Annotated in this window: 24 protein-coding genes, 2 tRNA genes and 1 pseudogene; 18 read left to right on the top strand and 9 right to left on the bottom strand. The window is 68.3% G+C overall.

Annotated features, from left to right (window positions below):
- Positions 1-159 precede the first annotated feature (159 nt).
- The 6 genes from Scani_RS37850 to Scani_RS37825 all read left to right on the top strand — a co-directional run bounded on the left by Scani_RS37850 (position 160) and on the right by Scani_RS37825 (position 5002).
- Positions 160-1362, top strand: coding sequence for a sensor histidine kinase (locus Scani_RS37850; protein ID WP_159482153.1), 1203 nt, complete (start codon positions 160-162; stop codon positions 1360-1362).
- 155 nt (positions 1363-1517) lie between these two features.
- Positions 1518-1910 carry a hypothetical protein gene (locus Scani_RS37845; protein ID WP_159482152.1) on the top strand — a complete coding sequence of 131 codons (393 nt, stop codon included), beginning with the start codon at positions 1518-1520 and terminating at the stop codon, positions 1908-1910.
- Between the two features lie 202 nt (positions 1911-2112).
- On the top strand, positions 2113-2613 hold the full coding sequence (locus tag Scani_RS37840) for a hypothetical protein (RefSeq protein WP_159482151.1): 501 nt from the start codon (positions 2113-2115) through the stop codon (positions 2611-2613).
- An 18-nt stretch (positions 2614-2631) separates the two neighbouring features.
- Positions 2632-3078, top strand: a complete 447-nt coding sequence (locus Scani_RS37835; RefSeq protein ID WP_159482150.1) for a hypothetical protein — start codon at positions 2632-2634, stop codon at positions 3076-3078.
- 11 nt (positions 3079-3089) lie between these two features.
- Positions 3090-3767, top strand: coding sequence for a two-component system response regulator CseB (cseB, locus tag Scani_RS37830; RefSeq protein WP_159482149.1), 678 nt, complete (start codon positions 3090-3092; stop codon positions 3765-3767).
- A 5-nt stretch (positions 3768-3772) separates the two neighbouring features.
- Entirely contained in the window at positions 3773-5002 is a 1230-nt protein-coding gene (locus Scani_RS37825) for an ATP-binding protein (protein WP_159482148.1), read from the top strand.
- 191 nt (positions 5003-5193) lie between these two features.
- Here the strand turns inward: Scani_RS37825 and Scani_RS37820 are convergent.
- A tRNA-Cys gene (locus tag Scani_RS37820) sits at positions 5194-5265 on the bottom strand.
- Positions 5266-5780: 515 nt separating this feature from the next.
- Here Scani_RS37820 and Scani_RS37815 point away from each other — a divergent pair.
- The 11 genes and pseudogenes from Scani_RS37815 (at position 5781) to Scani_RS37765 (ending at position 17460) form a co-directional block, all read left to right on the top strand.
- On the top strand, positions 5781-7019 hold the full coding sequence (locus Scani_RS37815) for a diaminopimelate decarboxylase (RefSeq protein WP_159482147.1): 1239 nt from the start codon (positions 5781-5783) through the stop codon (positions 7017-7019).
- Positions 7020-7141: 122 nt separating this feature from the next.
- Positions 7142-7783 carry a pyridoxamine 5'-phosphate oxidase gene (gene pdxH, locus Scani_RS37810; protein ID WP_159482146.1) on the top strand — a complete coding sequence of 214 codons (642 nt, stop codon included), beginning with the start codon at positions 7142-7144 and terminating at the stop codon, positions 7781-7783.
- A gap of 36 nt (positions 7784-7819) precedes the next feature.
- A complete protein-coding gene (locus Scani_RS37805; protein ID WP_159482145.1) occupies positions 7820-8512 on the top strand; it encodes a B3/B4 domain-containing protein in 693 nt (230 codons plus the stop codon).
- A gap of 25 nt (positions 8513-8537) precedes the next feature.
- The gene (locus Scani_RS37800) at positions 8538-9257 is read left to right on the top strand and encodes a YggS family pyridoxal phosphate-dependent enzyme (RefSeq protein ID WP_218039218.1); all 720 of its coding nucleotides are present in this window, start codon (positions 8538-8540) and stop codon (positions 9255-9257) included.
- A 15-nt stretch (positions 9258-9272) separates the two neighbouring features.
- On the top strand, positions 9273-11381 hold the full coding sequence (locus tag Scani_RS37795) for an oxidoreductase (protein ID WP_159482144.1): 2109 nt from the start codon (positions 9273-9275) through the stop codon (positions 11379-11381).
- Entirely contained in the window at positions 11381-12403 is a 1023-nt protein-coding gene (gene trpD / locus Scani_RS37790; protein WP_159482143.1) for an anthranilate phosphoribosyltransferase, read from the top strand. The genes Scani_RS37795 and trpD overlap by 1 nt, the downstream gene beginning before the upstream one ends.
- A 1-nt stretch (position 12404) precedes the next feature.
- Entirely contained in the window at positions 12405-13196 is a 792-nt protein-coding gene (trpC, locus tag Scani_RS37785) for an indole-3-glycerol phosphate synthase TrpC (protein WP_159482142.1), read from the top strand.
- 126 nt (positions 13197-13322) lie between these two features.
- Positions 13323-13937 carry a LysE family translocator gene (locus Scani_RS37780; RefSeq protein WP_159482141.1) on the top strand — a complete coding sequence of 205 codons (615 nt, stop codon included), beginning with the start codon at positions 13323-13325 and terminating at the stop codon, positions 13935-13937.
- A gap of 79 nt (positions 13938-14016) precedes the next feature.
- Entirely contained in the window at positions 14017-14628 is a 612-nt protein-coding gene (locus Scani_RS37775) for a phosphoribosylanthranilate isomerase (protein WP_159482140.1), read from the top strand.
- Positions 14629-14663: 35 nt separating this feature from the next.
- Positions 14664-14944: pseudogene (locus Scani_RS37770) on the top strand (cysteine--tRNA ligase); the annotation flags it as partial.
- 1157 nt (positions 14945-16101) lie between these two features.
- Positions 16102-17460: a hypothetical protein gene (locus Scani_RS37765; protein ID WP_159482139.1), complete on the top strand. Its 1359-nt coding sequence runs from the start codon at positions 16102-16104 to the stop codon at positions 17458-17460.
- A gap of 132 nt (positions 17461-17592) precedes the next feature.
- On the opposite strand, the gene Scani_RS37760 is transcribed toward Scani_RS37765, so the two are convergent.
- The 4 genes from Scani_RS37760 to Scani_RS37745 all read right to left on the bottom strand — a co-directional run bounded on the left by Scani_RS37760 (position 17593) and on the right by Scani_RS37745 (position 20697).
- Entirely contained in the window at positions 17593-18267 is a 675-nt protein-coding gene (locus Scani_RS37760; RefSeq protein WP_159482138.1) for a hypothetical protein, read from the bottom strand.
- Between the two features lie 546 nt (positions 18268-18813).
- Positions 18814-19617, bottom strand: coding sequence for a phosphotransferase family protein (locus Scani_RS37755; RefSeq protein ID WP_159482137.1), 804 nt, complete (start codon positions 19615-19617; stop codon positions 18814-18816).
- Positions 19607-20089, bottom strand: a complete 483-nt coding sequence (locus tag Scani_RS37750; protein WP_159482136.1) for an NUDIX domain-containing protein — start codon at positions 20087-20089, stop codon at positions 19607-19609. The genes Scani_RS37755 and Scani_RS37750 overlap by 11 nt, the downstream gene beginning before the upstream one ends.
- Before the next feature lie 380 nt (positions 20090-20469).
- Positions 20470-20697, bottom strand: a complete 228-nt coding sequence (locus Scani_RS37745; RefSeq protein WP_159482135.1) for a hypothetical protein — start codon at positions 20695-20697, stop codon at positions 20470-20472.
- 96 nt (positions 20698-20793) lie between these two features.
- Here Scani_RS37745 and Scani_RS37740 point away from each other — a divergent pair, with 96 nt between their 5' ends.
- The gene (locus Scani_RS37740; protein ID WP_159482134.1) at positions 20794-21789 is read left to right on the top strand and encodes an NsdA family TPR-like regulatory protein; all 996 of its coding nucleotides are present in this window, start codon (positions 20794-20796) and stop codon (positions 21787-21789) included.
- Positions 21790-22041: 252 nt separating this feature from the next.
- Here Scani_RS37740 and Scani_RS40320 read toward each other — a convergent pair whose 3' ends face one another.
- From Scani_RS40320 to Scani_RS37720, 4 genes are all read right to left on the bottom strand, one after another.
- On the bottom strand, positions 22042-22953 hold the full coding sequence (locus Scani_RS40320) for a hypothetical protein (protein WP_174872810.1): 912 nt from the start codon (positions 22951-22953) through the stop codon (positions 22042-22044).
- Positions 22950-24257 carry a WXG100 family type VII secretion target gene (locus Scani_RS37730; RefSeq protein ID WP_159482133.1) on the bottom strand — a complete coding sequence of 436 codons (1308 nt, stop codon included), beginning with the start codon at positions 24255-24257 and terminating at the stop codon, positions 22950-22952. Before Scani_RS37730 ends, Scani_RS40320 begins: the two co-directional genes overlap by 4 nt.
- Positions 24257-24574 (bottom strand): WXG100 family type VII secretion target, encoded by a 318-nt coding sequence (locus Scani_RS37725; RefSeq protein ID WP_159482132.1) that lies wholly within the window; start codon positions 24572-24574, stop codon positions 24257-24259. The genes Scani_RS37730 and Scani_RS37725 overlap by 1 nt, the downstream gene beginning before the upstream one ends.
- A 543-nt stretch (positions 24575-25117) precedes the next feature.
- Positions 25118-25191 (bottom strand) — tRNA-Thr (locus Scani_RS37720).
- Positions 25192-25228: the final 37 nt, after the last annotated feature.

Genomic DNA, 25228 nt, shown 5'->3' with positions numbered 1-25228 from the left:
CGACGGCATCCGGCCATGGTCCTGAGGTCATCCGGGCACCGGACCGACGGGCTCCGCAGGCGGCCTTCGGCCCGCGGCAGGCCGGGCCTCCGGCCGGTTTCCGCCCTCCGGCAGGCGACGAGCGGGGCCTCCAGCGGGCGGCTGCGTAGCCTCGCCGTCATGGATGACACCGTTCCTGCACGGCGAAGACGGCGCCGATGGTGCGGGGCGGCCGCGGCGGCGATGCTCCTCCCCGCCGTGGTCTCGCCGCCCGGCGCCTGTGTTCCGGCGGCCATGGCCGCGCTCGCGCTCGTCGTGGCGATCCTGCCCTGGCCGACGGGCCGGATCACCCTCGACCGGGCGGCCGGCGGCCTCACGCTGCTCTCCCTCGCCGCGGACTGCGTCTCCTTCGGGAAGGCGGGCCTGGCCCTCCTCTGGACCCCGTTCGAGACGGTCGCGCTGCTCGTCCTCCTGGAGCGGGTGGTACGCCATGTGCCCGGCCCCCGCGTCGGTATCGCCGGTGCCCTGACCGGCACCGCCGCGATCCTCCTGCCGCTGCGCTTCACCCTGCACGACCCCCACCTCGGGCTCAAGGAGTCGGTCTTCCTGGCCGCGTTGGCCGTCTTCCCGACCGCCGGGGCCACCGGCGTCGGGCTCTACCTGCGGTCGCTGGACCATCGCCGGGCGCATGCCGTGGCGCTGGCCCGGCGCGAGCAGCGGCTCGAAGTCGCCCGCGATCTGCACGACTTCGTGGCGCACGAGGTGACCGGCATCGTCCTGGAGACGCAGGCGGCCCAGCTGGGCGAGGACACCGGCTCCGAGGAGCACCGCGCGCTGCTGCACCGTATCGAGCAGGCCGGGCTGCGGGCGCTGGACTCCATGGACCGTACGGTGGCGACGCTGCGCGAGGTGGACGGCCGCCCCGCGGACGAGCCGCCGCCCACCCGGCACCACGGTCTGGCCGATCTGCCCGAACTCGTCGGCCGTTTCTCCGCCATGACCACGGCCGAGGTGGCCCTGTCCCTGGAGGACGCGATGGCGGGCGCCCTCTCGCGGGAGGCCGAGGACACCGCGTACCGCGTGGTGCTGGAGGCGCTGACCAACGTACGGCGGCATGCGCCGCGGGCCGCCCGGGTCGAGGTGTCCGCCGGCCGGACCGCCGACCGGTCCGTGGAGATCTCGGTCGCCGACACGGCAGGCCCCCAGGCGTCCGCGGCCACCCGCCGCGGCGGTGGCACCGGGCTCGCGGGTCTCGCCGAGCGGGTCGCCGCCCTCGGGGGCGCGCTGGAGGCGGGCCCGTACGCGCAGGGGTGGCGGGTCAGCTGCCTGCTCCCGGCGCCCGCCGTCGGCGCAACCGTTGCCCGTCGGGCCGAACTCCACTAGCCCGTAACGGCCGTGCCGAGATCCGCTGCCCCGGCCTCCGCCGGCCAGCCGGCCCGAAACCCGCCCACCCGATATCTGCCGATCGGCAGATGTGCCGCCCGCCCGGCCCCGGAATCCTCACCGGAGTGCACCACCCCGTACCTGTGGAGGAACCGATGTTTCCAGGCGCCGGCTCGAAGCGGCCCGTCACCCTCGTCGTCGCGGCGGCGGCCTTCGCCGCCCTGGGCCTCACCGGCTGCTCGGTGGATGCCAGGAAGGCGACACCGGAGTCGAAGACCTTCCCGTTCGACGGCACTTCCCTGCACCTGACGACACATGAGGTCGCCACCGATCTGGTGGCCACCGACCGCAAGGACATCAAGGTCACCCGGTGGTTCGACGCGGCAGCGGGCACCGCGCGTCTGGTCTGGCGGCTCAAGGGCGACACCCTCGACATCGACGCGGGCTGCAGCGGCATCGCCGTGTGTGACGCCAGGTTCAAGGTCGAGGTGCCGAGGGGCATCGCCGTGACGAAGGACGGCAGGACGACTCGCCTGACCGCGAAGTAGCCAGCGCGGCCGCCGAAGCCCCGCCTGACCTGGCCTTTCCCCACCACCAGGCCTCGCCGGGCCCGGCCGCGAGCCCGCTCCCTCCCGTATGTAGATCAGGTAACAGCCGCCGATGGACGGCTGTTACACGGCTGACAGGCCATCGAGAACCGTCGCTCATAGCTTCTGAGTCGCCGACCGATCCATACGAACTGGAGCGAGCATGAACCGCATCACGAAGACGGCCCGTCGCCACACGTCGGCGATAGGCGCCGCGCTGGCCTGCGTCGCCGTCCTCGGCAGCGTCGCCACCGCCACCGGGGCGAACGCCGCGACCGCCGCGGCGCACACCGCCCGCCCGGCGACTGCCGCCCACTCCGCGCAGACCCCCTACGTCATGAACCACGCCGGCGAGGAGAACGCGGACAAGGGCAAGGCCGAGCGCAGGCCCGAGCGCCTGGTGCTCTCCGAGTACACCGCGATGGGGAACCTGCACTGGAAGCAGTGGGGCGCCAAGAAGGCCGTCGCCACCGGTGAGGTCTCCGGCATCTGGTGCGTCCGGACCTGCCTCGACAAGCCGCTGAAGGGCACCCTCACGCTGTCGGACCCCAAGACGGTGCACGGCAAGAAGGTCTTCTCCTCCTTCACCCTGAAGCTGGCCGGCGGCAACGGTGCGTACGATGCCGAGGACCTCGACGGCAAGCGTCCGCTCGCCACCATCTGACGGAAAAGACCACTTCCGATGAACAAGCCCACGGCCGTGGCCACCGTGTTCGCGCTGGTGCTCACGGCCGTGGGCCTCGCCGGGTGCGGCAACCCCGAAGAGCCCCATGTCGAAGGCCCCGCGCCCAGCCCCAGCCAGGTCTCCGGCCCGGTCTACGTCACCGACACCCTGGGCCACCCGCTGACCCGCCCCACCGGGTTCGCCCTCACCGAGTTCTCCTCCCTCTCCCGGTTGAGCTGGCGCTCCTGGGGAAGACCGAAGGCCGTTGCCACCGGGCGGACAGGGGGCGTGTGGTGCATCCCGGACTGCCCGGCGAACGGCTATCCGGCCACCGTCGAACTCAGCCGCCTGCAGCGCCGTGAGAACGTCTCGTACTACACCCGCGCCGTCGTCCGGGCCCCCGGCCTCCCGCACGACCAGGCGAGCGAGCTGCGCAACGTCCGGCTGCCCGTCCCCGAGCCCTAGGAACACCAGCGATGACCGATGTGCTGCTCGTGGAGGACGACCCCCTGCTGCGCGAGGCCACCCAACTGTCCCTGGAACGCTACGGATACGAGGTGCGCACGGCCGCCGACGGCCATGCCGGGCTGGCGCAGTTCCGGGACCGCGCCCCCGATGTCGCCCTGCTGGACGTGATGCTGCCCCGCCTCGACGGAGTCAGCGTGGTGCGGCGCATCCGCGAGGTGAGCCGGCTGCCGGTGCTGATGCTCTCCGCCCGCACCGATCCGGTGGACGTCGTCCTCGGTCTGGAAGCGGGCGCCGACGACTATCTCACCAAGCCGTACGACATACCGGTGCTCGTCGCCCGCATACGCGCGGCGCTGCGCCGCACCACGGACTTCACCGAGCCCGTCCCGTACGAGAACGAGACGCTGCTGCGGTTCGGCGACCTCACGGTGGACACCGCTTCCATGGACATCCACCGGGCCGGCCGGCTGCTGGATCTCACCCCCACCGAGCGCAAGTTGGTGCTGGAGTTCGCGGCGGAGCCCGGGGTCGTGCTCTCCCGGACCACTCTGCTGGAGCGGGTCTGGGACTACGCGTGCGGCGGCGATCCCCGGGTCGTCGACGTGCATGTGCAGCGGCTGCGCGCCAAGATCGGCCACGGCCGCATCGTCACCGTCCGCGGCTTCGGCTACAAGCTCGCCCCCTGACCTCCATGGGACTGCGTACCAAGACCGCTCTGGTCATCGCCGGTACGGCGGCGATCGTGGCCACCCTCATCGGACTGCTGGTGCACCAGCTCACGAGTGCGGACCAGCGGCGGAGCGCGGCGCATGTCGTCGACGCCCGGCTCGTCGAGGCGGTCGGCGCCTACGCCTCCGGAATCGACAGCGGCGCCCTGGTCAATCCGCCGGACCTGCCCGCCGCGCTCCGCAGGACCGTCACCGACCGTCCCGTGCGCGCCACCTGCCTCCAGAGCACCGGCGGTTCCGGTGCCCCGGTGCTGTGGGCCGCCACCCGCAGCGGCCGCGACATCGTCGCCGTCCGGCGCTCCTATGCCCCGCAGGTCCGTGCCCTGGCCGATCTCGACCGGGTGCTGCTGGGCTCCGGCGCGTCCGTCACCGCGCTCGGCTGTGTGCTGGGCGTCGCGGCGGCGGCCGGCGCGGGGCGGCGGATCACCGCGTCCGCGGACACCGCGCAGCGGATCGCGGACGGCGATCTGACGGACCGGGTCCGCCCCCGGGGCAAGGACGAGATCGCCCGGCTCGGCGCCGCCGTCAACACCATGGCCGACGCCCTGAGCGCCCGGCTGGAGGCCGAACGGCAGGTCACCGCCGATATCGCCCATGAGCTCCGCACTCCGGTGGCCGGCCTGGTGACCGCTGTGGGACTGCTGCCGCCCGGCCGCCCGGCCGAACTGGTCAGCGGGGGCGTGGACACCCTGCGCAGCCTGGTGGAGAACGTCCTGGAGGTGGCCCGGCTCGATGTGCCGGGCGTCGAGCAGGCACAACACGAGGAGATCCGTACGGGCGCCCTGGCGCACCGGGCGGTCACGCTGGCGGGCGGGGACGTCGAGGTGACGGTGCACCGCGAAGCGTCCGTGACGACCGACCCCCGCCGCGTCGAGCGCATCCTGGCCAACCTGATCACCAACGCCCGGGTGCACGGCGCCCCACCCGTCACCCTGGAAGTCGACGGAGCGGCCATCCACGTCCGCGACCACGGCCCCGGCTTCCCCGCCGAACTCCTCACCCACGGCCCCCAGCGCTTCCGCACCGGCGCCCGCGAACGCGGCGCCGGCATCGGCCTGGGCCTCACCATCGTCACCGGCCAGGCCCGGGTACTGCACGCCAAGGTGACCTACGAAAACCCTCCCGACGGAGGCGCCCTGGCGATCGTGGACCTGGCGCCCGGGAACGGATCGAGCGCTCCCCGGCCCTTGTGAGGCCGGGGCGGTGACGCGACGAGGCGGGCCGAGACGGCGTGTGCGTATGCGGACCGGGACGACGTGTTGCGCATGGCGAAAGCAGCGGAATTACCTGCGTCACCACACGCCACACTCTTTATCCAACGCCCTTGCGTATCCTCCGCGATGACATTGCGGAGGATACGCAAGAACGCCTCATGAACTCTTCGAGGCCGCGACCGGATTCGAACCGATGTAAACCGCTTTGCAGGCGATCCCCTCAACCACTCGGGCACACGGCCACAACAGGCAACGCAGAACAGAGAAGCACAGGACGACGAAGCACAGGGCGACGAAGCACAGGGCGAAGAAGCGCAGATCGTTGAAGACGCTGCACAGTTCCGGAGCGTCGGACTCCGCCTTGTGGGCTCCCCCGCTGCACCGCTGAAATACTGCCGCAATACTAGCGAGCGCTCGATCCGTTCCGTCAATACCCGTCCGGATGCTGGGCGATGAGTGGGCGAAGCCGGCCGTTCCCAAGAATCCGGGTAGGGGGAGGTCCAGCCACATCACCCCTGGCCACCTGCGGTGATGTGTTCGGGTAGCCGACATCCGGCCACAACGATCGCCTTCCTCTTGCGATTCTCGGAGCGCCGCTGGTATTCCTTTGGCCAGCACCGCCGGCCCTCGTCAATTCATCGCATGGCTGGCTTCTTTGTGCGCACGGGGGAGTCCTCGGTGGAACGCCGCCCCACAGGCGACCCCCGTACTCCCAGGTGTGTGCGCTTCCTTCTTCGGTCACCTGTGGGGGTTAGTCATGACCGCGTTAACTCATTCATGGTTCAAGAATGTCGACCTGAAGCGTCTCGCCGAACAGGCGGGAACTCCGGTCTTCGTCTACAGCGAAGCGCAGTTCCGGAAGAACCTCGGCCGGGTCAGGGAGGCCGCTGAGGCAGCCGGACTCGGTGAAAGAGTGGAACTCTACATACCGTTTTTCCCCAACTCGAATCCGCATGTCCTGGAACCGCTGAAGGACGTCGACGGCGTGGGCATCCTCGTGCAGCTGCCGAGCGAGTACCGGATCCTGCGCGAGTTCGGGTTCGAGAAGTTCATCGTCTCCCCGGGGCACGTCTCCGACCAGGAGATCGCCTTCTGGGACGAGACGGGACACCCGACGTTCCTGGCGAGCCTCGACGAGGTCGCGTACTCGCTGCGCACCAACGCCCCGACGATCAGCGTCCGGATCGACAGCCTCGACTCCGGCAAGCCGGGCATCAAGTACGGGGAGCTGGGGCAGCTCGCGGCCCTCCTCAAGGAGTACGACCGCGACCTCGAAGGCCTGGAGGTGTACTGCGGCAGCGGCAACTCCCTCGAGGACATGGTCGGCATCGTCGAGCAGGTCTTCAGCATCTACCTCGAGCACTTCCCCACCGCCCGGTCGATCAACTTCGCCGGCGGCCACGGCTTCGACTACGACGCATGGTCCGAGGCGGAGAAGCACTTCGACTGGCATCAGTACTTCCAGCGGATCCAGCAGGCCGCCACCCGCATGGAGATCCCCGAGGACGTGACGTTCCTCTTCGAGCCGGCCCGCGATGTGCTGGCCGACACCGGAGCGCTGCTGCTGGACATCGAGCGCAGCGTCATCACCACGCCCGTCTCCAGCATCCTGGTCACCAACGGCTGCCGGATGCTCATGCCGTCGGCCCAGCTCCGGGACCGCAATCACCATGTGGCCTTCCTCGACTCCGCGATGGAGGAAGTCACCAGCGCGGTGACCACGAGCGCCGCCGTGCGCGGGCGCACCATCCTGCGCAACGACTACATCCTTCCCGGTGACGTCCAGGTGCCCGAGGGCATCGCCGCGGGCTGCCACCTGGTGATCCTCGACGTCGGCGCCTACTGCGCCACCCAGCACATGGAGTTCCTGAACGTCCCGCCGGCCGCCGAGGTGCTGATCGCCGCCGACGGGACCATGAACCTGGTCACCTCGCCCGGGAACGAACTCGACAAGTGGCGCCACCTCCTCACCGAGAAGACGCCGCTCAAGCAGTAGGTCCCCCGGCGACGGCACGCGGCGTGAGCAGAACGCCCGGCGTGACGTCGCGTCCTCTCGACTCCGCCCCGCCGCGCACCCCACCGCTGCTTCGCCGCGCGCTGTCGCCCAAGGAGAAATCGATGTCCGCGCAGTTCCCCGAGACCGGTCATCCGGCGGAAGCCGCACCACCGCAGGCCCCCGAGACCGTCCCGTTCGATCTGTTCCACAAGTGGCTCGAAGAGGCCGGCGCCAGTGAGGTCAACGACCCCAACGCCATGGCACTGGCGACCGCGGACGCGAACGGGTTACCCGACGTCCGCATGGTGCTGCTCAAGGACCACACCCCGGAAGGCTTCGTCTTCTTCACCAACAGCCGCTCCGCCAAGGGCGCCGAACTCGCCGCCAATATGCAGGCCTCCGCGGTGCTCCACTGGAAGAGCCTGCGCCGGCAGGTGAGATTCCGCGGCTCGGTCGACTGCGTCACGGACGCGGAGGCCGACGCGTACTTCGCCTCCCGGGCGCGGGACAGTCGCATCGGCGCCTGGGCGAGCCTGCAGTCGCAGCACCTCTCCGGCCGCGCCGAACTCGACGGAGCGGTGCGGCGCGAGACCGCCCGGTTCGAGGGCGCAGAGGTGCCCCGGCCCCCTCACTGGACCGGCTACCGCATCCGCCCCGTCTACCTCGAGTTCTGGTCGGACCGGCCGTTTCGCCTGCATGAACGGCTCGTTTTCAGCAGGGAGAAGCCCGAGGGCCCCTGGGATCAGGGCCACCTCTACCCGTAACCACCCACCGCTCACCACACCCCCTGGGACAGCACCATGTACTTCACGCACGCCGACGCCATCTGGACCACCCACCCGGACCTGCGGGCCCTGGTTCTCGTCGCGGACGAGGTCCGGGCGGCCAAGAACGACAGCGATCGCCTCGACGAACTGGCCAAGAAGATCGAAGAGCGCCAGGCCGCGGCCGGCGAGGCCGAGATGCCGGAGATCGCCGCATGGCGTGAGGCCTTTTCGAGGATGGGGCTCAAGCCCACCCAGTACCGGTGCGCGTCCGAGGCCCTGCTGCGGCGCTACCGCAAGACCAAGGACATGCCGAAGTTCCACCCCCTGGTCGACTACCTGAACTTCGTCTCGATGTCCTTCGGCATTCCGATCGCCGCGTTCGACTGCGCGCACATCACCGAGGGCATCACCGTCCGGCCGGCCGACGGTTCGGAGACCTACCAGACCTTCCAGGGCGAGACCGAGCACCCGTCCGCGGGCGAGGTCGTCTTCGCCGACCCGGAGGGCAATGCCCACGCCCGGCGCTGGACGTACCGGCAGAGCGCCCGGTCCGTGGTGTCGGCCGGGACCGACCGGGTGCTGATGGTGATCGAGGCCCACCACGCCTCGGCCGAGCAGGACCTCGCCGCCCTCCGGTCGGAGCTGGACCTGGGCCTGGCGGGCCTCGGCGTCCGCGTCACCTGCTCGACGGTGATCAGCCCTTCGCAGCGACGGCTGGAATTCTGAACTACTCCCCCGAGGACGGGCCAACGTGAGCAGCACACATCCGATACCGCCCTCTCCCGGCCGGGTCAGCGGCCTGGAGCAGGTGCGCGGCACGATCGCGGCCGCCTGCGCGCGAGCGGGGCGCCCGCCGGAGTCCGTGACCCTCGTCGCGGCCTCCAAGACCGTTCCCGCCGAAGCCCTGGTGCCGGCCATCGATGCCGGCCTGCGGGTCTACGGCGAGAACCGGGTCCAGGAGGCCCAGGAGAAGTGGCCCGGTCTTCAGGAGCGGTTCCCGGGCCTCGAACTGCACCTCATCGGTCCGCTGCAGTCCAACAAGGCCCGTGACGCGGTGGCGTTGTTCGACGTCATCCACTCCGTCGACCGTCCGTCGCTGTGCCGGGCCCTGGCCCGGCAGTGCGCCGCACAGGACCGTCACCCCCGGCTGTTCATCCAGGTCAACACGGGTGCCGAACCGCAGAAGGCGGGCGTCCTGCCCGACGAGGCGGACGCGTTCGTCGACACCTGCCGGGGCGTGCACGGCCTCGACGTCAGAGGGCTGATGTGCATCCCGCCGGCGGGCGAGCCACCGGAACCGCACTTCTCCACGCTGGCGAAGATGGCCGCCCGCAACGGCCTGGACCTCTTGTCCATGGGAATGAGCGGCGACTACGCGACCGCCATCGAGCACGGAGCCACGCATGTGCGGGTGGGCAGCGCGATCTTCGGCGCACGCGCCTACCCGGCCGCCCAGCCGACGCATCCATAACGCCGAAGGATCCCCATGCCACGCCCTGCACGCTTCGACGTCCTCTTCCAGCCCGTCCGCATAGGCCCGGTCACCGCGAAGAACCGCTTCTACCAGGTGCCCCACTGCAATGGCATGGGGCGGGCGTACCCCAGCTCCATGGCCGCGATGCGCAGCGTCAAGGCCGAAGGCGGCTGGGGGGTGGTCTGCACCGAACAGTGCGACATCCACTACTCCGGCAACCATCAGCGCGAACTCCGCCTGTGGGACGCCAAGGACATCCCCTACCTCGCCCGCGCGACCGACCTGATACACGAGCACGGTGCCCTGGCCGGCGTCGAGCTGGCGCACAACGGCGCGCACGTCAGCAACCTCGAATCCCGCGCCGTCCCGATAGCCGCGAGCGTGGAGGCCACCCGGGGCATCTTCCCCGGCACGGCGCGCGCCATGGACAAGAACGACATCCGGGCCTTCCGCCGCTGGCACCGTACGGCCGCGGTCAACGCCCGGCGCGCCGGCTTCGACATCGTCTACATCTACGCCGGGCACGACATGACGCTCCCCATCAACTTCCTCTCCCGGCGCCGCAACCAGCGGACCGACGAGTACGGCGGCAGCCTGGAGAACCGCGCGAGGCTGCTGCGCGAGCTGATCGAGGACGCCAAGGAAGCCGTCGGCGACACCTGCGCGGTCGCGGTCCGCTTCAGCGTGGACGAGATGATGGGCGAGCGCGGTATCACCGCCGACGGCGAGGGACACGACGTCGTCGAGATGCTCGCGGAACTGCCCGACCTGTGGGACGTCAACGTCAGCAACTTCGACAACGACGGCGCCACGGCCCGTTTCAGTGACGAGGGCTATCAAGAGCAGTACATCAAGTTCGTGAAGAGCGTGACCACCAAGCCGGTCGTCGGGGTCGGGAGATTCACCTCGCCGGACACCATGGTCTCGATGATCCGCAGCGGCACCCTCGACCTCATCGGCGCCGCACGTCCCTCCATCGCCGACCCCTTCCTCCCCCGCAAGATCGAGGAAGGACGCTTCGACGACATCCGTGAATGCATCGGCTGCAACGTCTGTGTGGCCTGGGACAGAGCCGGGGCCCCCTTCCGCTGCACCCAGAACCCGACCACCGGCGAAGAATGGCGCCGCGGCTGGCACCCCGAGCGCATCGAGCGGCGCACCACCGACGACACCGTCCTCATCGCGGGCGCCGGACCGGCCGGCCTGGAGGCGGCCCGCGCACTCGGCCAGCGCGGATACAGCGTGATCCTCGCCGACAGCAACCGCGAGCTGGGCGGCCGCGTCACCCGGGAGAGCCGCCTGCCGGGCCTGGCCACCTACGCCCGGGTCAGGGACTGGCGGCTGCAGCAACTGCGCGCGATGCGCACCGTGCAGCTGCTGCCCGCCAACGAGGTCACCCCCGGCCTCGTGCACGAGGCCGGCTGCTCGCTCGTCGCCGTCGCCACCGGCGCGGTGTGGCGGCGGGACGGAGTAGGACGCCACCACACCGGCGCCGTCCCGGGGCTCGACCGGCTCCCGGTCTTCACCCCGGACGACATCATGGACGGCCGCCTTCCGTCCGGCCGGGTGGTGCTCTTCGACGACGACCACTACTACATGGCCAACGTGATCGCCGAACACCTGGTGCGGCACGGCTGTGAGGTCACCTTCGTCACGCCCGAGAGCATGGTCGCCGCCTTCACCCAGCAGACGGCCGAGCAGCGCCGGATAGCGCGCCGCATGCTGGAACTGTGCGCGTCCGTACGGCCGTTGACCTCCCTCGCCCGTACCGAGGCGGGGGCCGCCCATCTGGCCTGTGTCTACACCGGCCGCGAGACCGCGGTGCCGGCCGACGCCGTCGTGCTGGCCACCAGCATGGTGCCGCGCGACACGCTGTACCAGGAGCTGCAGAGCGGGGATCGGCAGGCCCTCGCCGCGGCAGGTGTCCGCCGGGTCGTCCGGGTCGGCGACTGCCTCGGCCCGGGCATCATCGCGGCCGCGGTCCACAGCGGTCATGAGTTCGCGCGCACCCTGGACACCGGCCTCACCGACTGGACGCCCTTCCGCCGGGAGAACGTGGAACTCGACTGGGACCAGGCCATGCCGCCCGGCAGCGATGCCGTCATCCGGTCGGAGGCGTGATGGAACGGTTCAGAACACTGCTGGGCAAGGCCGCTGCGGGCAGCACGCTGACCCGTGCGGAGTCCGCCCATGTCTTCGGCAAGATGATGTCGGGCGAGGCGACGCCCTCGCAGATGGGCGCCCTGCTCATGGCGCTCCGGGTGCGCGGGGAGACGGTGGACGAGCTGGCCGGCGCGGCCGGCACGCTGCGGACCCAGATGCGCCGGGTGACCGCGCCCGAGGGCACGGTCGACGTGCTCGGTACGGGCGGTGACGGATCGGGCTCCTACAACATCTCCACCTGCGCGGCGTTCATCGTGGCCGGCGCCGGTGTCCCCGTGGCCAAGCAGGGCAACCGGGCCCTGTCCTCACGCTCCGGTTCGTCGGACGTCCTGGACGCCCTCGGCGTCCGTACGGGGCTGACGCCCGAAGGGGTCGAGCGGTGTATCCGGCACGCCGGGATCGGGTTCATGTTCGCCCCGGCACACCACCCGGCCCTTCAGCATGTGGCCGCCACACGCGTCGAACTGGCCACCCGCACCATCTTCAATCTGCTGGGCCCGCTGCTGAACCCGGCCGGCGTACGGCACCACCTCGTCGGAGTGTTCTCCCGCCGGTGGACCGAACCGATGGCCGAGGTCCTCGGCGAACTGGGGTCGACGCGCGCCTGGGTGGTCCACGGCTCGGACGGCCTCGACGAGATCACCACCACGGGGCCGTCCACCGTCTCCGAACTGCGCGACGGCACCGTACGGACCTTCCAGATATCGCCCCATGATGTCGGTCTGTCACCGAGCCGCCCGGAGGATCTCCGCGGCAGCGACGCGACGAGCAACGCCAAGGCGCTGATCGCGGTGCTCGACGGGGACAGGAGCCGCTACCGGGACGTGTCGGTCTTCAATGCCGCGGCCGCCCTCGTCGCCGCGAACCGGGCCACCGATCTCGCCGCCGGAGTGGAACTGGCGGAGGAATCCCTCGATTCCGGCCGGGCCAGGGACTGCCTCGACCGGCTCGCCACCGCATCGAGCGCGACAGGAGAATGACATGACCGACCTTCTGACCAGGATCGCCGCCTACAAATTCGACGAGATCGCCGCCGCGAAGAAGGCGGTACCGCTCTCGACGCTGCGGCGCGAGGCCGACGCCGCTCCCCCGCCGCGCGGTTTCCTGGCCGCCCTCGAGCGGCGCCACGCCGAGAACTCCTATGCGCTGATCGCCGAGATCAAGAAGAAGAGTCCGTCGAAGGGCCTCATCCGCCCCGACTTCGACCCGCCCGCCCTGGCCCGCGCCTACCAGGCCGGCGGCGCGGCATGCCTCTCGGTCCTCACCGACACCCCCTCCTTCGGAGGGGCGAGAAGTCACCTCGCCGCCGCCCGCGAGGCGACCGCCCTGCCGGTGCTGCGCAAGGACTTCATGTACGACCCCTATCAGGTCGTCGAGGCCCGCGCCTGGGGCGCCGACTGCATCCTGCTCCTGCTGTCGGCGGTCGATGACGAGACGGCCGGGGCCCTTGAGGACACGGCCTTCGAGCTGGGCATGGACGTGCTCGTCGAGGTCCACGACGAGCAGGAGCTGAAGCGGGCGGCCTCCCTGCGCTCGCGCCTGATCGGGATCAACAACCGCAATCTCAAGACCCTGGAGACCACTCTGAGCACGGCGGAGGCCCTGGCGCCGAAGGTCCCCGGCGACCGGGTCGTCGTCGGCGAGAGCGGCCTCAGCACCCCGGCCGATCTCGGCCGCCTGGCCAAGGCCGGTGTGCACACGTTCCTCATCGGCGAGAGCCTGATGCGTTCCGCCGACCTCGAAGCCGCAACTCGCGACTTACTGGCCCGGTAACCAGTAGCGTTTCTCCCACCCAGCGGGCCCGAGCCCGCCACGAGAGCGCCCCTGCGCCGCCCGTCGAGAATCCGTCCCTCGCAGGACGTTGCCGGGCGGCGTCGTACCGAGCAAGGAGCGAGTTCCATGAGCATTGAATTCCTGATCACCTCATTCGTCATCGTCGTCTCGCCCGGGACCGGAGCCCTGTACACGATCGCCACCGGCTTATCCCGGGGCTTCCGCAAGAGTGTCGTGGCCGCCTTCGGCTGCACCCTCGGGATCGTTCCCCACCTGGCGGCGGCCATCGCCGGTCTCGCGGCGATCCTGCACACCAGCGCGGTGGTCTTCGAGACCTTCAAGTACCTGGGCGTGGCCTACCTGCTCTACATGGCCTGGAACACCCTGCGCGAGCAGGGCACGTTGAAGGTGGAGGACCAGGAGGAAGGGGAGCGGTCCTCGCTCCGGGTCACCGGCACGGCGATCCTCATCAACTTCCTGAACCCCAAGCTCTCGATCTTCTTCCTGGCCTTCCTCCCCCAGTTCGTCCCCGCCGACGAGGCGAACTCCGTCCCCCACATGCTGGAACTCAGCGGCGTGTTCATGCTCATGACGTTCGTCGTCTTCGCGATCTACGGAGGCTTCGCCGCCGCCGTCCGCGACCACGTCATCTCGCGCCCGAAGGTGATGGCCTGGATGCGCCGCACCTTCGCCGCGGCCTTCGTCGGAATCGGCATCCAACTGGCCTTCGCCAGCCGCTGACGAACCGAACAACCGGCGAACCGAAGAACCAGCGAACCGAATAGCCCAGGAGCCGAAGCGCTCACGACAGGAAGCACGCATGGATACCCCACTGTTCATCAAGGTGTGCGGCCTGCGGACCGAGCAGGACGTCGACACCGCGGTCCGGGAAGGCGCCGACGCCATCGGCTTCGTCTTCTCGGACAGCCCCCGCCAGGTGGACGCCACCACCGCACGGAACCTGGCACGGCGCGTACCGCCGGGAGTGCTGACGGTCGGAGTCTTCCGGAACCAGCCGCTCGACGACGTACGCGCCCTGGCGGCCGGTGCCGGGGTCCGTGCGGTGCAGCTCCACGGCAACGAGGACCGCAGCTACTACGACAGCCTGGGTACGGACGGATGGACGCTGATCCGCGGAACCGCCGTCCGCGACCGGGCCCCGCGCTGCGGCGAACTGGGAGAGGAGATCCTTCTCCTCGACGCCGCGGTACCGGGCGCCGGCGTCCCCTGGGACTGGGCCGGAAAGCACTTCACGCCACCGGAGGGCAAGTGGCTGCTGGCCGGCGGCCTGAATCCGCACAACGTCCGCGACGCCGTACGCGCCACCCGCCCCTGGGGCGTCGACGTCTCCAGCGGCATCGAAAGCCGCCGAGGCGTCAAGGACCCCGACCTGATCACCTCGTTCATCACGGCGGCCCGCGCCACGGACTGACCACACCCACGCCCGGAAGGAGGCCTGCGTGACGATTGGACGACGACCTCGGCGTCCCGCAGGCGCCGGTGATCGCCCACACCACCGCCGCCAGGGCAACTCCGCCCCGACCGCCGACGACAGGGACGCAGCGGTGGCCCGCCTCGCCGGGCTGCGCGCGATGCTCGGGGTGCTGGACCTGGACCCGCTCGACGACCACTGGACCGCGCGCACCCGCAAGGGCTACGCCACCGCCGACACCATTCGCGACCAGCTCCAGCAGTCCGGCCTCGCCATCGAGGACACCCCGTCGGGCCCGCGCCGGTCGCTGTCCTGATCACCGTGGGCACCTTCATGACCCAGGCCCCGCCCCGCCGTGACTCCCGCCCCGGCCCCGCCGTGCGGCCACATCCGCCACCGCCCCGAAGAGCTCCCCTCACAGGCCCAGCACAACCAAAAAGAAACCCCAGGTCAGCTATCTGACCTGGGGTTCATCTCTGAGCCGCCTTCGGGATTCGAACCCGAGACCTACGCATTACGAGGGGGTGCGGGATCGTGACGGGTGGTGCCGGGCGATGCTCAGCGGTTCGATTTCGCCTGATCAGCGACGTACGGCTCGATGAGCAATCCATCCCGTGGTGGCCTGTGCCATGCCATCCGCTCACGCATCGCGCACGCAGACCGTGGACCTGACCAGCACGGCCGGCGGCCCTGTACCAGGTACCAGCATCGTCGACTTGTGCGGGCATCAATGGGCGCGAGGAAAACAACCGGTGCCAGGCAGCGCGCCGGTGTCATCCTGTGCTAGTGGACGTATCCCTTCCCGACCAACTGGGCACGGTCGAACGAGAATCATGTGCCGCTGCGCAAGCAGTGATCCGAAAACTGAATCTCTCCGCGCCTCCCGAGCAGACCACGGGACAACAGGATGTTGCCTTTGTACCGGTGACCCGCGCGCAGTGGAAGTCAGTGTTGAGGGACGCTGACCTGCCGAGGCTTCAGTGGGAGACAGACGAGATGGTTGCGGAGATCCTGCGCCTGCGAACCGCTTCTGGGCGGACCGTCGGGAAGCAGCTTCCAGAATTGTTGCGGCGTCTCCGCGCGTCGGTTGTCGCCTTGGGCACTGTGGCAGATGAAGTGTCCCGGTTCAGTCCGTCCCGCACCAACGCGGCCGAGCGACGATTGGCGGCTGACCTAGCGCGAGCGAATCGGAGCGAGGCCCAAGCACTGTTCGCCTGTCTGGAGGAGGGATGGGCGGAGTCCGCTTGGTCTGCAGTACGGAGGCATTCTCTCGGGGCTCAAGCAACTGGACGGGCTCTGGAGGCTGCCGCCAGTACTGATCACGCTAGCCTTCCCGACGAGGACGTCTATCAGCGATCGCTGGGGGTGTCGGCCGAGCACCTGAGTTCCGGCTCGGGTGTGGCGTCACGGGCCCGTTTGCTGGCCGCTTGGGCAAAGGCCCCAAAGAGGCTCGATCGTCGGCTGCGCCGGAGCATGAGGCATCTGATCGATGACTCGCTACCGCTGACGGTGAAACTGCTCAATCACCTCGCCGTCCTCGCGCTGTCCGACCGTCCCTTGGTGGCCCACCGCGCCGCCCTCCTGGCGCGTGATCTGGTGGCGTTCCATCTGAAGTCAGAACCGGAGCTGACGTGTTCGGTGATTGCACGGCACGTCGATCGTGAGCCGGAGATGCTGTCCTCCCATCGCGGACAGATCGCCTACCGCGATGCCTATAACCGCGCGGAGCACCAGGAAGAGAGGGCACGTGCGGCCATGGACCTGTACCGGGCTGTGCTGGAAGGTGATGTCAAGCGCACGGCCAGTGTGGTCTTGGAACTGCTGGGCAGGGCGGTTCCGCAAGGGGCGTCGCTGGCGACCGTACGGGATCTGCTGGCAGCTGAAGACGGTCATCCGCTGTGCCAGCTCCTGGCTTCGACGATCCGCCCCGCATGGCGCAACGCGAACGCCCACGAGGACTTTCGCTGGGACCCCGTCAACAGCACGCTCCTCCTAGGCGGACACCCAGCCGATCTGGAGCAGGTACTGGACGCAGCAGTCCGCGCTCGCACCATCTGCCACGGGTTCGAGCACGGAGTCGCCGTGGCCTACGCGCAGAACGCACCGCTAATCATCTGGGGCGCAGAAGACTCGAACTACGTCGGCCGAGACCTCTCCATACTCCAGGCAGCTGGAGAAGCCAGATTCCCGGTGCTGGACATCCGACGCCACGGTGATCTCGTGCAGGTGGACGTGCCCGACGTCTCCATTGAGACACTGAGAGAGGCATGCCGCGCGATTCTCAGGGCCGCTGTAGCGGACCCCAGCGTCGAGCGCTGGGAACTACGTCAGACCTCTTCTGGCCGGCCACCGCTGTGCGTGGACCGCATGGGAGCAGATGCAGGGCTCCAAGTCGAGGAATCCCTCGGGGAGATAGTCGATCCCCTCCCCTTCTCCGCTCTCCCTCTGCTGGCAAATGCCATGACCAACGCGGGAGAGCCCTCCGAGGCAGCAGCGTCAACCGTTCTCTGCTTGGCCGCCGCCCACGTAGTCGGAGAACGGGACCGCTTGTCGCCTGCCCTCGCACACGGTGATCCAGCCGCCAAGAACGAGTTGATCAGCACCACGAAGCTGATTAGTGACGGCGCCAAGGCTGCGGCTCACCTGCTTGAGGGCCCAGCCCGTCGCAAGTTGCTGGCTTTCGCCCAAGTTCTCGCCGGAGACTGCCACCGATTGAAGACCGCTCCCCCCTTCGAACTCGTCCACGGGTTCGTGCCAGCGGATCGGACCCTGCGGAGGCATGCGCCAGCTCGCCTGCCTTGGATCACAAGATTTGACGACTCTTCGGTCTAAGGCTGGGCGCTCGCAGTCCAGACCACCGCACCCCATCTCGGCCAAGCTCCGTGCCCGTGGCGCATCGAGCACACCATCGCAGCCGCCGACGATGACGAACTCGCCTGCGCCGCACCTGCAGGCACCGCACCCTTACTCAGTTTCGGTCGCTTCAGCAGCTCGCGCTGCCCTGCGGGCTCGGGTCTTACGCAGGACCTGTTCCAAGGGCTCGCTGAAACCGAGCTGGTGCACCTCGACCCCATCGACCTCAATGGTCTCTATATGCCGGAATTCAACCATTTCCTCGATGGTCGCCGGCTCGCTCTCGAAGTAGGCCATGAGCTTCCTCAGCCGATCGAAGCCAGGTGCCGCTTTCGCGGCTAGCTTCCCGATGATGTTGCCGAGATCTATGTCGGGGCCGTCATCACTCCACGTCTCCGTGAAGCCTCCCTGAGGGAAATCCCGGGCTGTGCAGCCGCTCGGAAAGTCCCGCACGGCACGCAGTACGAAGTCTTCCACCATCCGGGCGGCTTCCCTGTTCGGCACCTCATGCTGATCAAGCAGAATCCCGCCCTGTGCCAGGTGAGAGGCAATCCTGTCGTGGCGCACTTCGGTGCTGGTGATGCCAACCTTGCGGGCACTGAGCCCTGGAAAGCGCATCACGTAGACGATGTGTACGGCATCCGGATCGGTTGCTTCAGCACAGTTGAGGCAAGGAGCAACGCCGCTTTTGAGTTCGGAGACCGAAATCCTGCGATCCGTCCCGCAGTCCATGCAACGGGCTGCAACTCGCTCACCGAGACGGGCATACCCGTCGTGGTCACGCACGAGCCTGTAGGCCTCAAAGAACGCGTCTTGCCATGGGGCCAGGGGCAGCGCGAAGCAGTGCGAACACCGATGCCAGGCTTCCCTATCCGATTGGCACTGTCCCTGACCCTGCACTCAGGGCACTTTCGCTCTGTCGCCATGTAGCCCTCCCCCGCAGATCGAACGCTCGTACCGAAACCGTATTCCCCGCCACTGACAGCGCGAGGGGGAGACGCTGTACGGGACGCGAGCCTGGGGGTTGCAGAGCGAGCGTGCCACGAGGTTAAGGTCCGGCGTCTTGGCCATGGGAGATGCGGCCTGCAGTACGGATCGGGGGAAGTGCCCCCTTCACAAACGACAGCCGCGAGGCACACACTCGCTTCCGCGAGTCCACCCACTTCTTAGCGAAGGTCCACAGGGGTTGTGACTGTGTCCGCCTCCCCGAGTTGGTCCCGATGCAAAGCCGTTCCCCGCGACCTGTAGCCGGACGCCCGCCAGTGATCGGATCTTGCAGCTCATCGCCCCAGAGTTCACCAGCAGCACTAGAGGCTCAGCAGTCGCCAGCAGTTACCTGACGCTCGGACCAAGTAGCCTCCCGGCTGCCCGTTCCCGTACGGCGCGGTCTGTGCTCAGTGCGGCGTCGGCGAGCAGGTGGATGCGCCAGTACAGATGGAGTCGGCCTTCGGCCGTGGCATCGGCCCCACTGACAAGTGGGAGCACGGGTGTGGGGTCGTCGAGGTCGAGGCGTACGGCGAGGCGAGCGAGGTCGGAACGATGGTCGCCGAAGATGGCCAGCTCCCAGTCGATGAGTAGTCGGGAACCAGCAGGTCCGCAAAGAAGGTGCCCCGGCTGCAGGTCGTGATGGAGCAGCACTGGCTGGATGGCGTTGTCGCTGGCGTCGACTTCGTGGTGGAGGCGTCCAGCCACGGCAGGTAGGGCCGGGGCGGCTGCCGCGTACACGCGCAGGCGGTCGTGGAGGTAGTCGGTCCAGCTGTGGTTTTGTCGAGCGCCGGCGAGGCGGCCGAAGTGCGTGCCGGGGATGCGGTGGATGGCGGCCAGTGGTTCGGCGAGGTCTGCCAGCAACCGGTCGAGGTGCACAGGCTTCGCGTGTAGTGCGGCCTGTGCGGTCCAAGGAGGGGTGCTGCTACCGCTGGACGCGGCGAGCAGCTGTGGAGCCGGGGCACGGTGTCCGGCCAGGAGGCGGAGCGCGGCGGCTTCGTTGGCGGCGCGGCTCGGGTCACCGTAGTGCTTGAGGATGTACGGCGTCGGTCCCTCCACCGACCAGACGCGGTTGGTCTGGCCGGTGGTGATCTCGCGGGCGCTGGGTGGGACACGGCCGTCTATGCCGTCCATGGCGCTGTCAGGCGACATCGCCGAGGTAGCTGTCGAGGGGCTTGGGCGTCTCGGTGAGGGAGGCGATTGGCTGGCGGATGGCCTGTGGCAGCAGGTTGAGGGCAGGGACTTTGCCCAGCGGTACCCACTCCAGGCCGGTCTGCACCTCGTCCTGGGCATGGCCGCCGAGCTGGCCGGGATCGCTGGTGGGGGTGCACAGGAAGATCGCTTCGATGCGGTGGGTGTTGGCTTCGCTTTCGGGGTGGTCGTGGTTGGCGCCGATGTATTCACGGAGCCACAGCAGCCGCTCGACGGTGACGGTCAGGCCGGTTTCCTCGTCGACTTCGCGGGCGACGGCGTCGCCGAGACTCTCTCCGGGGTGTTGGCCGCCTCCAGGGAGGAAGTAGCACTCCTGGTCCTCCCAGACGGCACGCATGAGGAGGATCTGGTCGTCGTGGAGGACGACGGCTTTGGCGGAAGTGCGAATTTCAGGGGTGGCGGATTCAGTCACGTGCTGGTCCAACTTCCTAGTGTGGATTGGGTAGTGCTTCAGCGTTCAGTCTTGCCGAAGGTGGTGGCGTGTCCGGTGATGCGGCGGAAGATCATCCGCCAGGGGCCGGCGAGGCGGATGAACGGTTGGGCGGGGCTGCTTGCGATCAGCCCTACGCGGCGGCCGTGTGTGGGGCATGGGGCGGCAGCGATGCGACAGGTCGGGGGAACGACTGCGGCATGGAGGGCAGGGGTCAGCTTGATGATTCGGGCTGTCAGGACGGGACCATGCAGTAGGACACCCGCGAGGGCAAGCGCGGAGCACAGGGGGCCGGACCAGCAGGCGGAGATGACCGCGGCGGCGATCAGTGGGGCGCCGGTGACCCAGGCGACCTCATCGGCTCATTCCTGGAGTACCAGAAGCGTCTTGCCGATGCGGGAGAGGGCGCTCGGCAGGTGAGCGACGGCCTTCGCATGGCGGTCTGGCCGGGCTGACGTGTGGAAGGCGAGGGCGTGGAGGTTGGTCAGGCCGTGTGGCTCGGTATAGGGCTCGTCCAGGACGGCGACGGTGGCGGGTGCGATGTCGGCACCGAGGAGGGAGAGGCGGTGGCCGGTGCCGAGATCCTCCATCGAGAAGGCGACAGCGGCTTCGACGGCATCGAGTTCACCAGCAGACCCGTTCCAGGCGACAACGTCGGCCGGGACACGTTAGAGAGGCAGGTCGCCATGGCAGCTCGCCGTGCATTCCGCTTCAGCGCGATGGCAGAAGGCAGCAACGTAGGTCCCGAGACCCTGGACGAGCTCCACCAGGAGGTACGTCGTCTAGCCGCCGCCTACCCGCAGCTGCCGCTGGCCCCCCTCCTCGGCGACCTCGTCGAAATCCAAGACCTCTCCTTCCGCTTCCTCGAACACGGCCATGTCCGCCCCGGCCAGGCCCGCGAGTTGTACCTGCTCTCCGCCATCACCTCCGGCATGCTCGCCAAGGCCAGCCACGACCTCGGCGACCCACGATCGGCGATGACACAGGCCCGGACCGCCTACGTATGCGCGGACAACGCCGACCACCACGCCATGCGCGCCTGGGTCCGCGGCCTGCAATCCCTGATCGCCTACTGGGACGGCCGACACCAGGAAGCCTCTAAATACGCTGCCCTCGGCATCTCCCAGGTGGCAGGCGTCACCGGCACCAGCGCCGTATGGCTGTCTTGCTTGCAAGCCCGTGCCGGAGCCGCACTCGGCGATGTGGCAGCCGTACGGGAATCCCTCGCAGAAGCTGAACGGGCCCGCGATGCGGCGTCCCCCGACGACCTGGACGAGTTCGGCGGCATCATGACCTTCCCCGTACCACGCCAGCTCTACTACGCCGCCGACGCCACCGCTTGGCTCCCAGACGGCCCCGAGGCACAACAACAGGCCGAAGCGGCAGTCACCGCCTACCGCCAAGCGGAACCTGAAGAGTGGGCTTTCGGCGACCAAGCCGGCGCCCACACCGACCTTGCCCTCGCCCGCATCCACGCCGGAAGCCTCGACGGTGTCGACGAGGCCATGCGGCCCGTTCTCGACCTGTCCGCCGGTCAGCGCATCAACGGCATCGTTGCCTCGGTGCGGCAGGTCCACACCGCGCTGCGTGATCCCCGGTGGCTCACCGCACCCGAGGCTCGCACGACACGGGAGGAAATCGAGGCGTTCACCGCGGCCCCTGTCGCCGCCCTGCCCAGGTAACACCGCCTGCGAGTAGGGTCCCGACCATGCATCCGGTCGACATCGCAGGCCCCCGGCTTCAGTTGCGCGAACTCACCAGCGACGACGTGGACGCCGTACACGCCATCTACGGCGACGCCGAGGCCACCCGCCACACAGTGATCAAGCACAGAGCGCTCACCAGCCATGACCGAGGCATGCGGTCATGGCCGATGCATCAGCACTGCGTTCGGTCCTACCCCTACCTGGTCGGATCCGCGGAAGCGCTCGGCCTCATCCACTGGACCAGGGCATGGGCTCGGGGCGGCGGTACCACCACCATGCCTTCTGCGCCGAACCATCAGTCGGCTCATTCCGGCCATCAACGACAACGTGCTCTTCGTCGTCGACTGTCAGCTCCTGATAGAGGCTGTCAACCTTGTCGAGGTAGCGCTTGTACAGCGCGGCCACGTTCTCCGGGAGTTGGCGCAGATACCCCTCGATGTCATCGCGGTATCCGAGCACTTCCCGGTAGAACTCCACGGGGTACCAACCAGATGGCTCCCAGTTGCTCGCTGCGCGTCGAGATAGCTTTTCCCACGCCCCCAGGTATGACTTGGCGATCCGCGCCACCTCGGCAACCTCAGCTGTGACGGTCGAACCATCCGCGGCGTTGCCGTCTCCCTTCAACGGCTGGAGGGATTCCGCAAATGAATCGGCCAGAGGCGTGGCGATCTTCTGCTCGCGCACCACTTCCGGAAGGTGCATCACAGGAACGTCTGGCAACCGATCGACGAGTGCCTCAACTGCTGTGACTGTGAAGGTTGGCTCGTCATCGTCCGACTCGCTCAGCCGGGCCCGCGTCGTCAGCCCTTCTGGGGTAACCAACCAGTGGGCGCTCATGGCGCTCTCCTGAGGAGGGTACAAGACGGGCGTGCCAAGCCGGCGCGCAAATGCTGCGGAGAATTCGGATTCTGGAGGCTGCTGCCCCACCGAGTCCTGAGCGTAAATGTCCAGGGACAGCGACACATTTCCCGGGACGTGCGAGTATTCACAGGAGACCAGGGCCTCCCAGTTGCGGTCGTCTTGGTCGCCGTCAGCGTCGGCAACATCCACTTCTCTCACCGGAACCCGGAAGGCCGCCGCGAGAGCTTCAGCCATGACACCCGGGTCACAGCTATCGACGAGGAAAAGATTGTACGTCATGGTGTGTAAGTCCCGTTGTAAATGGCCAAAGCCTTTTCGACGACTTCTGGATTGTTCACGAAGCGAGGGTTCCGCGTCAGCTGCGGAGCCGCCGAGAGGTCTCCCTTAGCCTTTACGATCTGCGATAGCGCCGCATACTCGTTCCGGTCCATTTCCACAAACCCTGGACCCTTGGCAGGGTATACGGTCCCGTTCTCGTGGACGCCGTACGTGCGACCGTTGATTTCGTATCGCTCACCGTCCGGCAGCCAGGTTGCCTTCCCTTCTGCGATGCCAGCGATATCCTTCTCGACCTCCTGAGAATATCCCGGCAGGATGATTGTGTTCTCTTCCTTGATGTTCTTTCCTGCTCGACCTGCGCCACCAATGGTATGTCGGTCGTTTGGCCGCTTGAGTGTTTTGCCGGCCCCAGGTCCCTTTATATTGCTTGAGGCTTCCCAGCCACTGGCCTTGGGGGTCCCGGAGGCTCCCCCGCCGCTCCCCTCTGCGTTGCGCATCAAGGGGCGCCCGGTCGGGCCAACAGGACCGAAAGGCACCTCGCCAGCCATCGCAAGGTGTGGGCCACCCACATCCAGCTTCATCTTGCCGAAGGCGTTCTTGAAGCCGCCGGCGTCGCGTACAGCCTTCGCTGCGCGGCCCGCACCGCCCAGGGCGCCCCCCAGCAAGACCCCAGTGGCTCCGGCTTCCTTGATCTCAGCCAGGTTGATGCCGTGTTGGTCTCCTAGCAGGTTGCGTCCGCCCTGAGCGACGACCACGTCCACGGTGATGGCTTCGATGCCGCCGATGGCGGCGGTGGCCAGGACAGTTCCGGCGATCTCGGCGACGGTGGCGGATACGGCGATGCCCGCTGTACTCGCTGCGGCGACGATCGCCTCGCTGGCACCGGCCGCCGCGGCCCCGCTGATGCCGCCGGTGAAGACGGCGAGCGCGGCTCCGGCGACCAGGACTGCGCCGGCGATCTCCAGCTCGTGCTCGATCTTCTTCTTGGCCTCGGCGACCTGGTCGGCGTACTTGTCCAGGGCCTTGGCCATGTCGCGGGCAGCGCTGGCCACGTCGTCGAGATAGCCCTTGCCGCCACCGTGGTACTTGCGCCAGAACCCGCCGAACGCATCGATCGACTTGCCCTTGTTGTTGTCGATGACGTCCTGGGCCTTCTTATGGCAAGCGGCCGTGCAGTCCTCGACATCGTCCGCATACGTACGCCAGGCGCGGGCGGCTTCCCTGAGTTCGTCCTCGTCGCCCTCCGGCCACCACATACCCGTCAGGTCCTGGACGATCTCCTTGGCCTTGTCGCCAGCGCCCATCACTTACCGCCCTCAAAGCCGGACTTGGCTGAGTGGTCAGCGTCTTCGTGGTTGGCGGCCATGTCATTCATGGCCTTGGTGATGCTGGACAGGCCCTTGACCAGGGCCGCGGCGGCCTTTTCGATCTGCGCCTGGTGCGGGGCATAGGCGTGCTCGAACTTCTTGCCCTGCTCGTCACTGCCCCACGGCTCCCCCAGCCCGCCAAGCGTGTGACGAAGCTTGGCCGTCGCCCGTTCTAGAGCGACAGACTCTCGGTGGAATGTTGGAGCGGCGGACTTGAGTTGGTCGGTGTCTATGTCAAAGCCGTCGCCAGCCATGCCGTGCCTCCCCCTTGGCTGTGTACTCGTAACCCGTCGCGAGCCGCTGACAATGCTTCGGCTCACAGATGGCGACCCTCGCATACAGCACTGACAATCGCCCTGGTGGGAGTGCATTTCAGCCACGGTGCAGCACCGCCCGGTTAGTGGGCCCACAGCAAGGCTGCGCCCCCTACCAACCAGATTGCGGAGGGGGCGATTCACCAAGCGCGCAAGAGCGCCGCCGAGGCGACGGCGAAGCTGGTCCCGCTTCAGCGCAAGGCTGAGGCCGAGAAGGCGGCCCGCAAGGCCGCGAAGAAGAAGGCCAAGGAGGCCACGGCGAAGAACGCCGGCAAGGGCGGCAAGCCGAAGAACAAGGCAAAGGCCCAGCCCAAGGCCGACAAGAAGGCCGAGCTCCGGAAGCCCAAGAAGTAGGTCTCTGAGCGCCCCCGCTCACGCATCGCTCACGCAAGCCATCTCGCGACACTGCGGCGGCGCGACACGTCATGCCCCGAGCAACGCAAAAGGCCAGGTCACGGGCTGTGTGACCTGGCCTTTTTACTGAGCCGCCTTCGGGATTCGAACCCGAGACCTACGCATTACGAGTGCGTTGCTCTGGCCAACTGAGCTAAGGCGGCGTGGTGCGCGGCCCAGTCTACACATCGCGGAGGGGTG

Origin of the sequence: Streptomyces caniferus (assembly GCF_009811555.1) — a bacterium.
GTDB classification, from domain to species: domain Bacteria; phylum Actinomycetota; class Actinomycetes; order Streptomycetales; family Streptomycetaceae; genus Streptomyces; species Streptomyces caniferus.
This window is presented reverse-complemented; position numbering and strand designations above follow the sequence as displayed.

Excerpts from the sequence above, each read along its gene's own strand:
- Scani_RS37825 (WP_159482148.1), top strand. The coding sequence starts at position 3,773 with ATGGGACTGCGTACCAAGACCGCTCTGGTCATCGCCGGTACGGCGGCG.
- Scani_RS37780 (WP_159482141.1), top strand. The coding sequence starts at position 13,323 with ATGAGCATTGAATTCCTGATCACCTCATTCGTCATCGTCGTCTCGCCC.
- Scani_RS37755 (WP_159482137.1), bottom strand. The coding sequence starts at position 19,617 with ATGTCGCCTGACAGCGCCATGGACGGCATAGACGGCCGTGTCCCACCC.
- Scani_RS40320 (WP_174872810.1), bottom strand. The coding sequence starts at position 22,953 with ATGACGTACAATCTTTTCCTCGTCGATAGCTGTGACCCGGGTGTCATG.
- trpD (WP_159482143.1), top strand. The coding sequence starts at position 11,381 with ATGGAACGGTTCAGAACACTGCTGGGCAAGGCCGCTGCGGGCAGCACG.
- cseB (WP_159482149.1), top strand. The coding sequence starts at position 3,090 with ATGACCGATGTGCTGCTCGTGGAGGACGACCCCCTGCTGCGCGAGGCC.
- Scani_RS37795 (WP_159482144.1), top strand. The coding sequence starts at position 9,273 with ATGCCACGCCCTGCACGCTTCGACGTCCTCTTCCAGCCCGTCCGCATA.
- Scani_RS37845 (WP_159482152.1), top strand. The coding sequence starts at position 1,518 with ATGTTTCCAGGCGCCGGCTCGAAGCGGCCCGTCACCCTCGTCGTCGCG.
- Scani_RS37775 (WP_159482140.1), top strand. The coding sequence starts at position 14,017 with ATGGATACCCCACTGTTCATCAAGGTGTGCGGCCTGCGGACCGAGCAG.
- pdxH (WP_159482146.1), top strand. The coding sequence starts at position 7,142 with ATGTCCGCGCAGTTCCCCGAGACCGGTCATCCGGCGGAAGCCGCACCA.
- Scani_RS37745 (WP_159482135.1), bottom strand. The coding sequence starts at position 20,697 with ATGGAGGATCTCGGCACCGGCCACCGCCTCTCCCTCCTCGGTGCCGAC.
- Scani_RS37730 (WP_159482133.1), bottom strand. The coding sequence starts at position 24,257 with ATGGGCGCTGGCGACAAGGCCAAGGAGATCGTCCAGGACCTGACGGGT.
- Scani_RS37850 (WP_159482153.1), top strand. The coding sequence starts at position 160 with ATGGATGACACCGTTCCTGCACGGCGAAGACGGCGCCGATGGTGCGGG.
- Scani_RS37725 (WP_159482132.1), bottom strand. The coding sequence starts at position 24,574 with ATGGCTGGCGACGGCTTTGACATAGACACCGACCAACTCAAGTCCGCC.
- Scani_RS37805 (WP_159482145.1), top strand. The coding sequence starts at position 7,820 with ATGTACTTCACGCACGCCGACGCCATCTGGACCACCCACCCGGACCTG.
- Scani_RS37815 (WP_159482147.1), top strand. The coding sequence starts at position 5,781 with ATGACCGCGTTAACTCATTCATGGTTCAAGAATGTCGACCTGAAGCGT.
- Scani_RS37740 (WP_159482134.1), top strand. The coding sequence starts at position 20,794 with ATGGCAGCTCGCCGTGCATTCCGCTTCAGCGCGATGGCAGAAGGCAGC.
- Scani_RS37840 (WP_159482151.1), top strand. The coding sequence starts at position 2,113 with ATGAACCGCATCACGAAGACGGCCCGTCGCCACACGTCGGCGATAGGC.
- Scani_RS37835 (WP_159482150.1), top strand. The coding sequence starts at position 2,632 with ATGAACAAGCCCACGGCCGTGGCCACCGTGTTCGCGCTGGTGCTCACG.
- trpC (WP_159482142.1), top strand. The coding sequence starts at position 12,405 with ATGACCGACCTTCTGACCAGGATCGCCGCCTACAAATTCGACGAGATC.
- Scani_RS37765 (WP_159482139.1), top strand. The coding sequence starts at position 16,102 with ATGAGGCATCTGATCGATGACTCGCTACCGCTGACGGTGAAACTGCTC.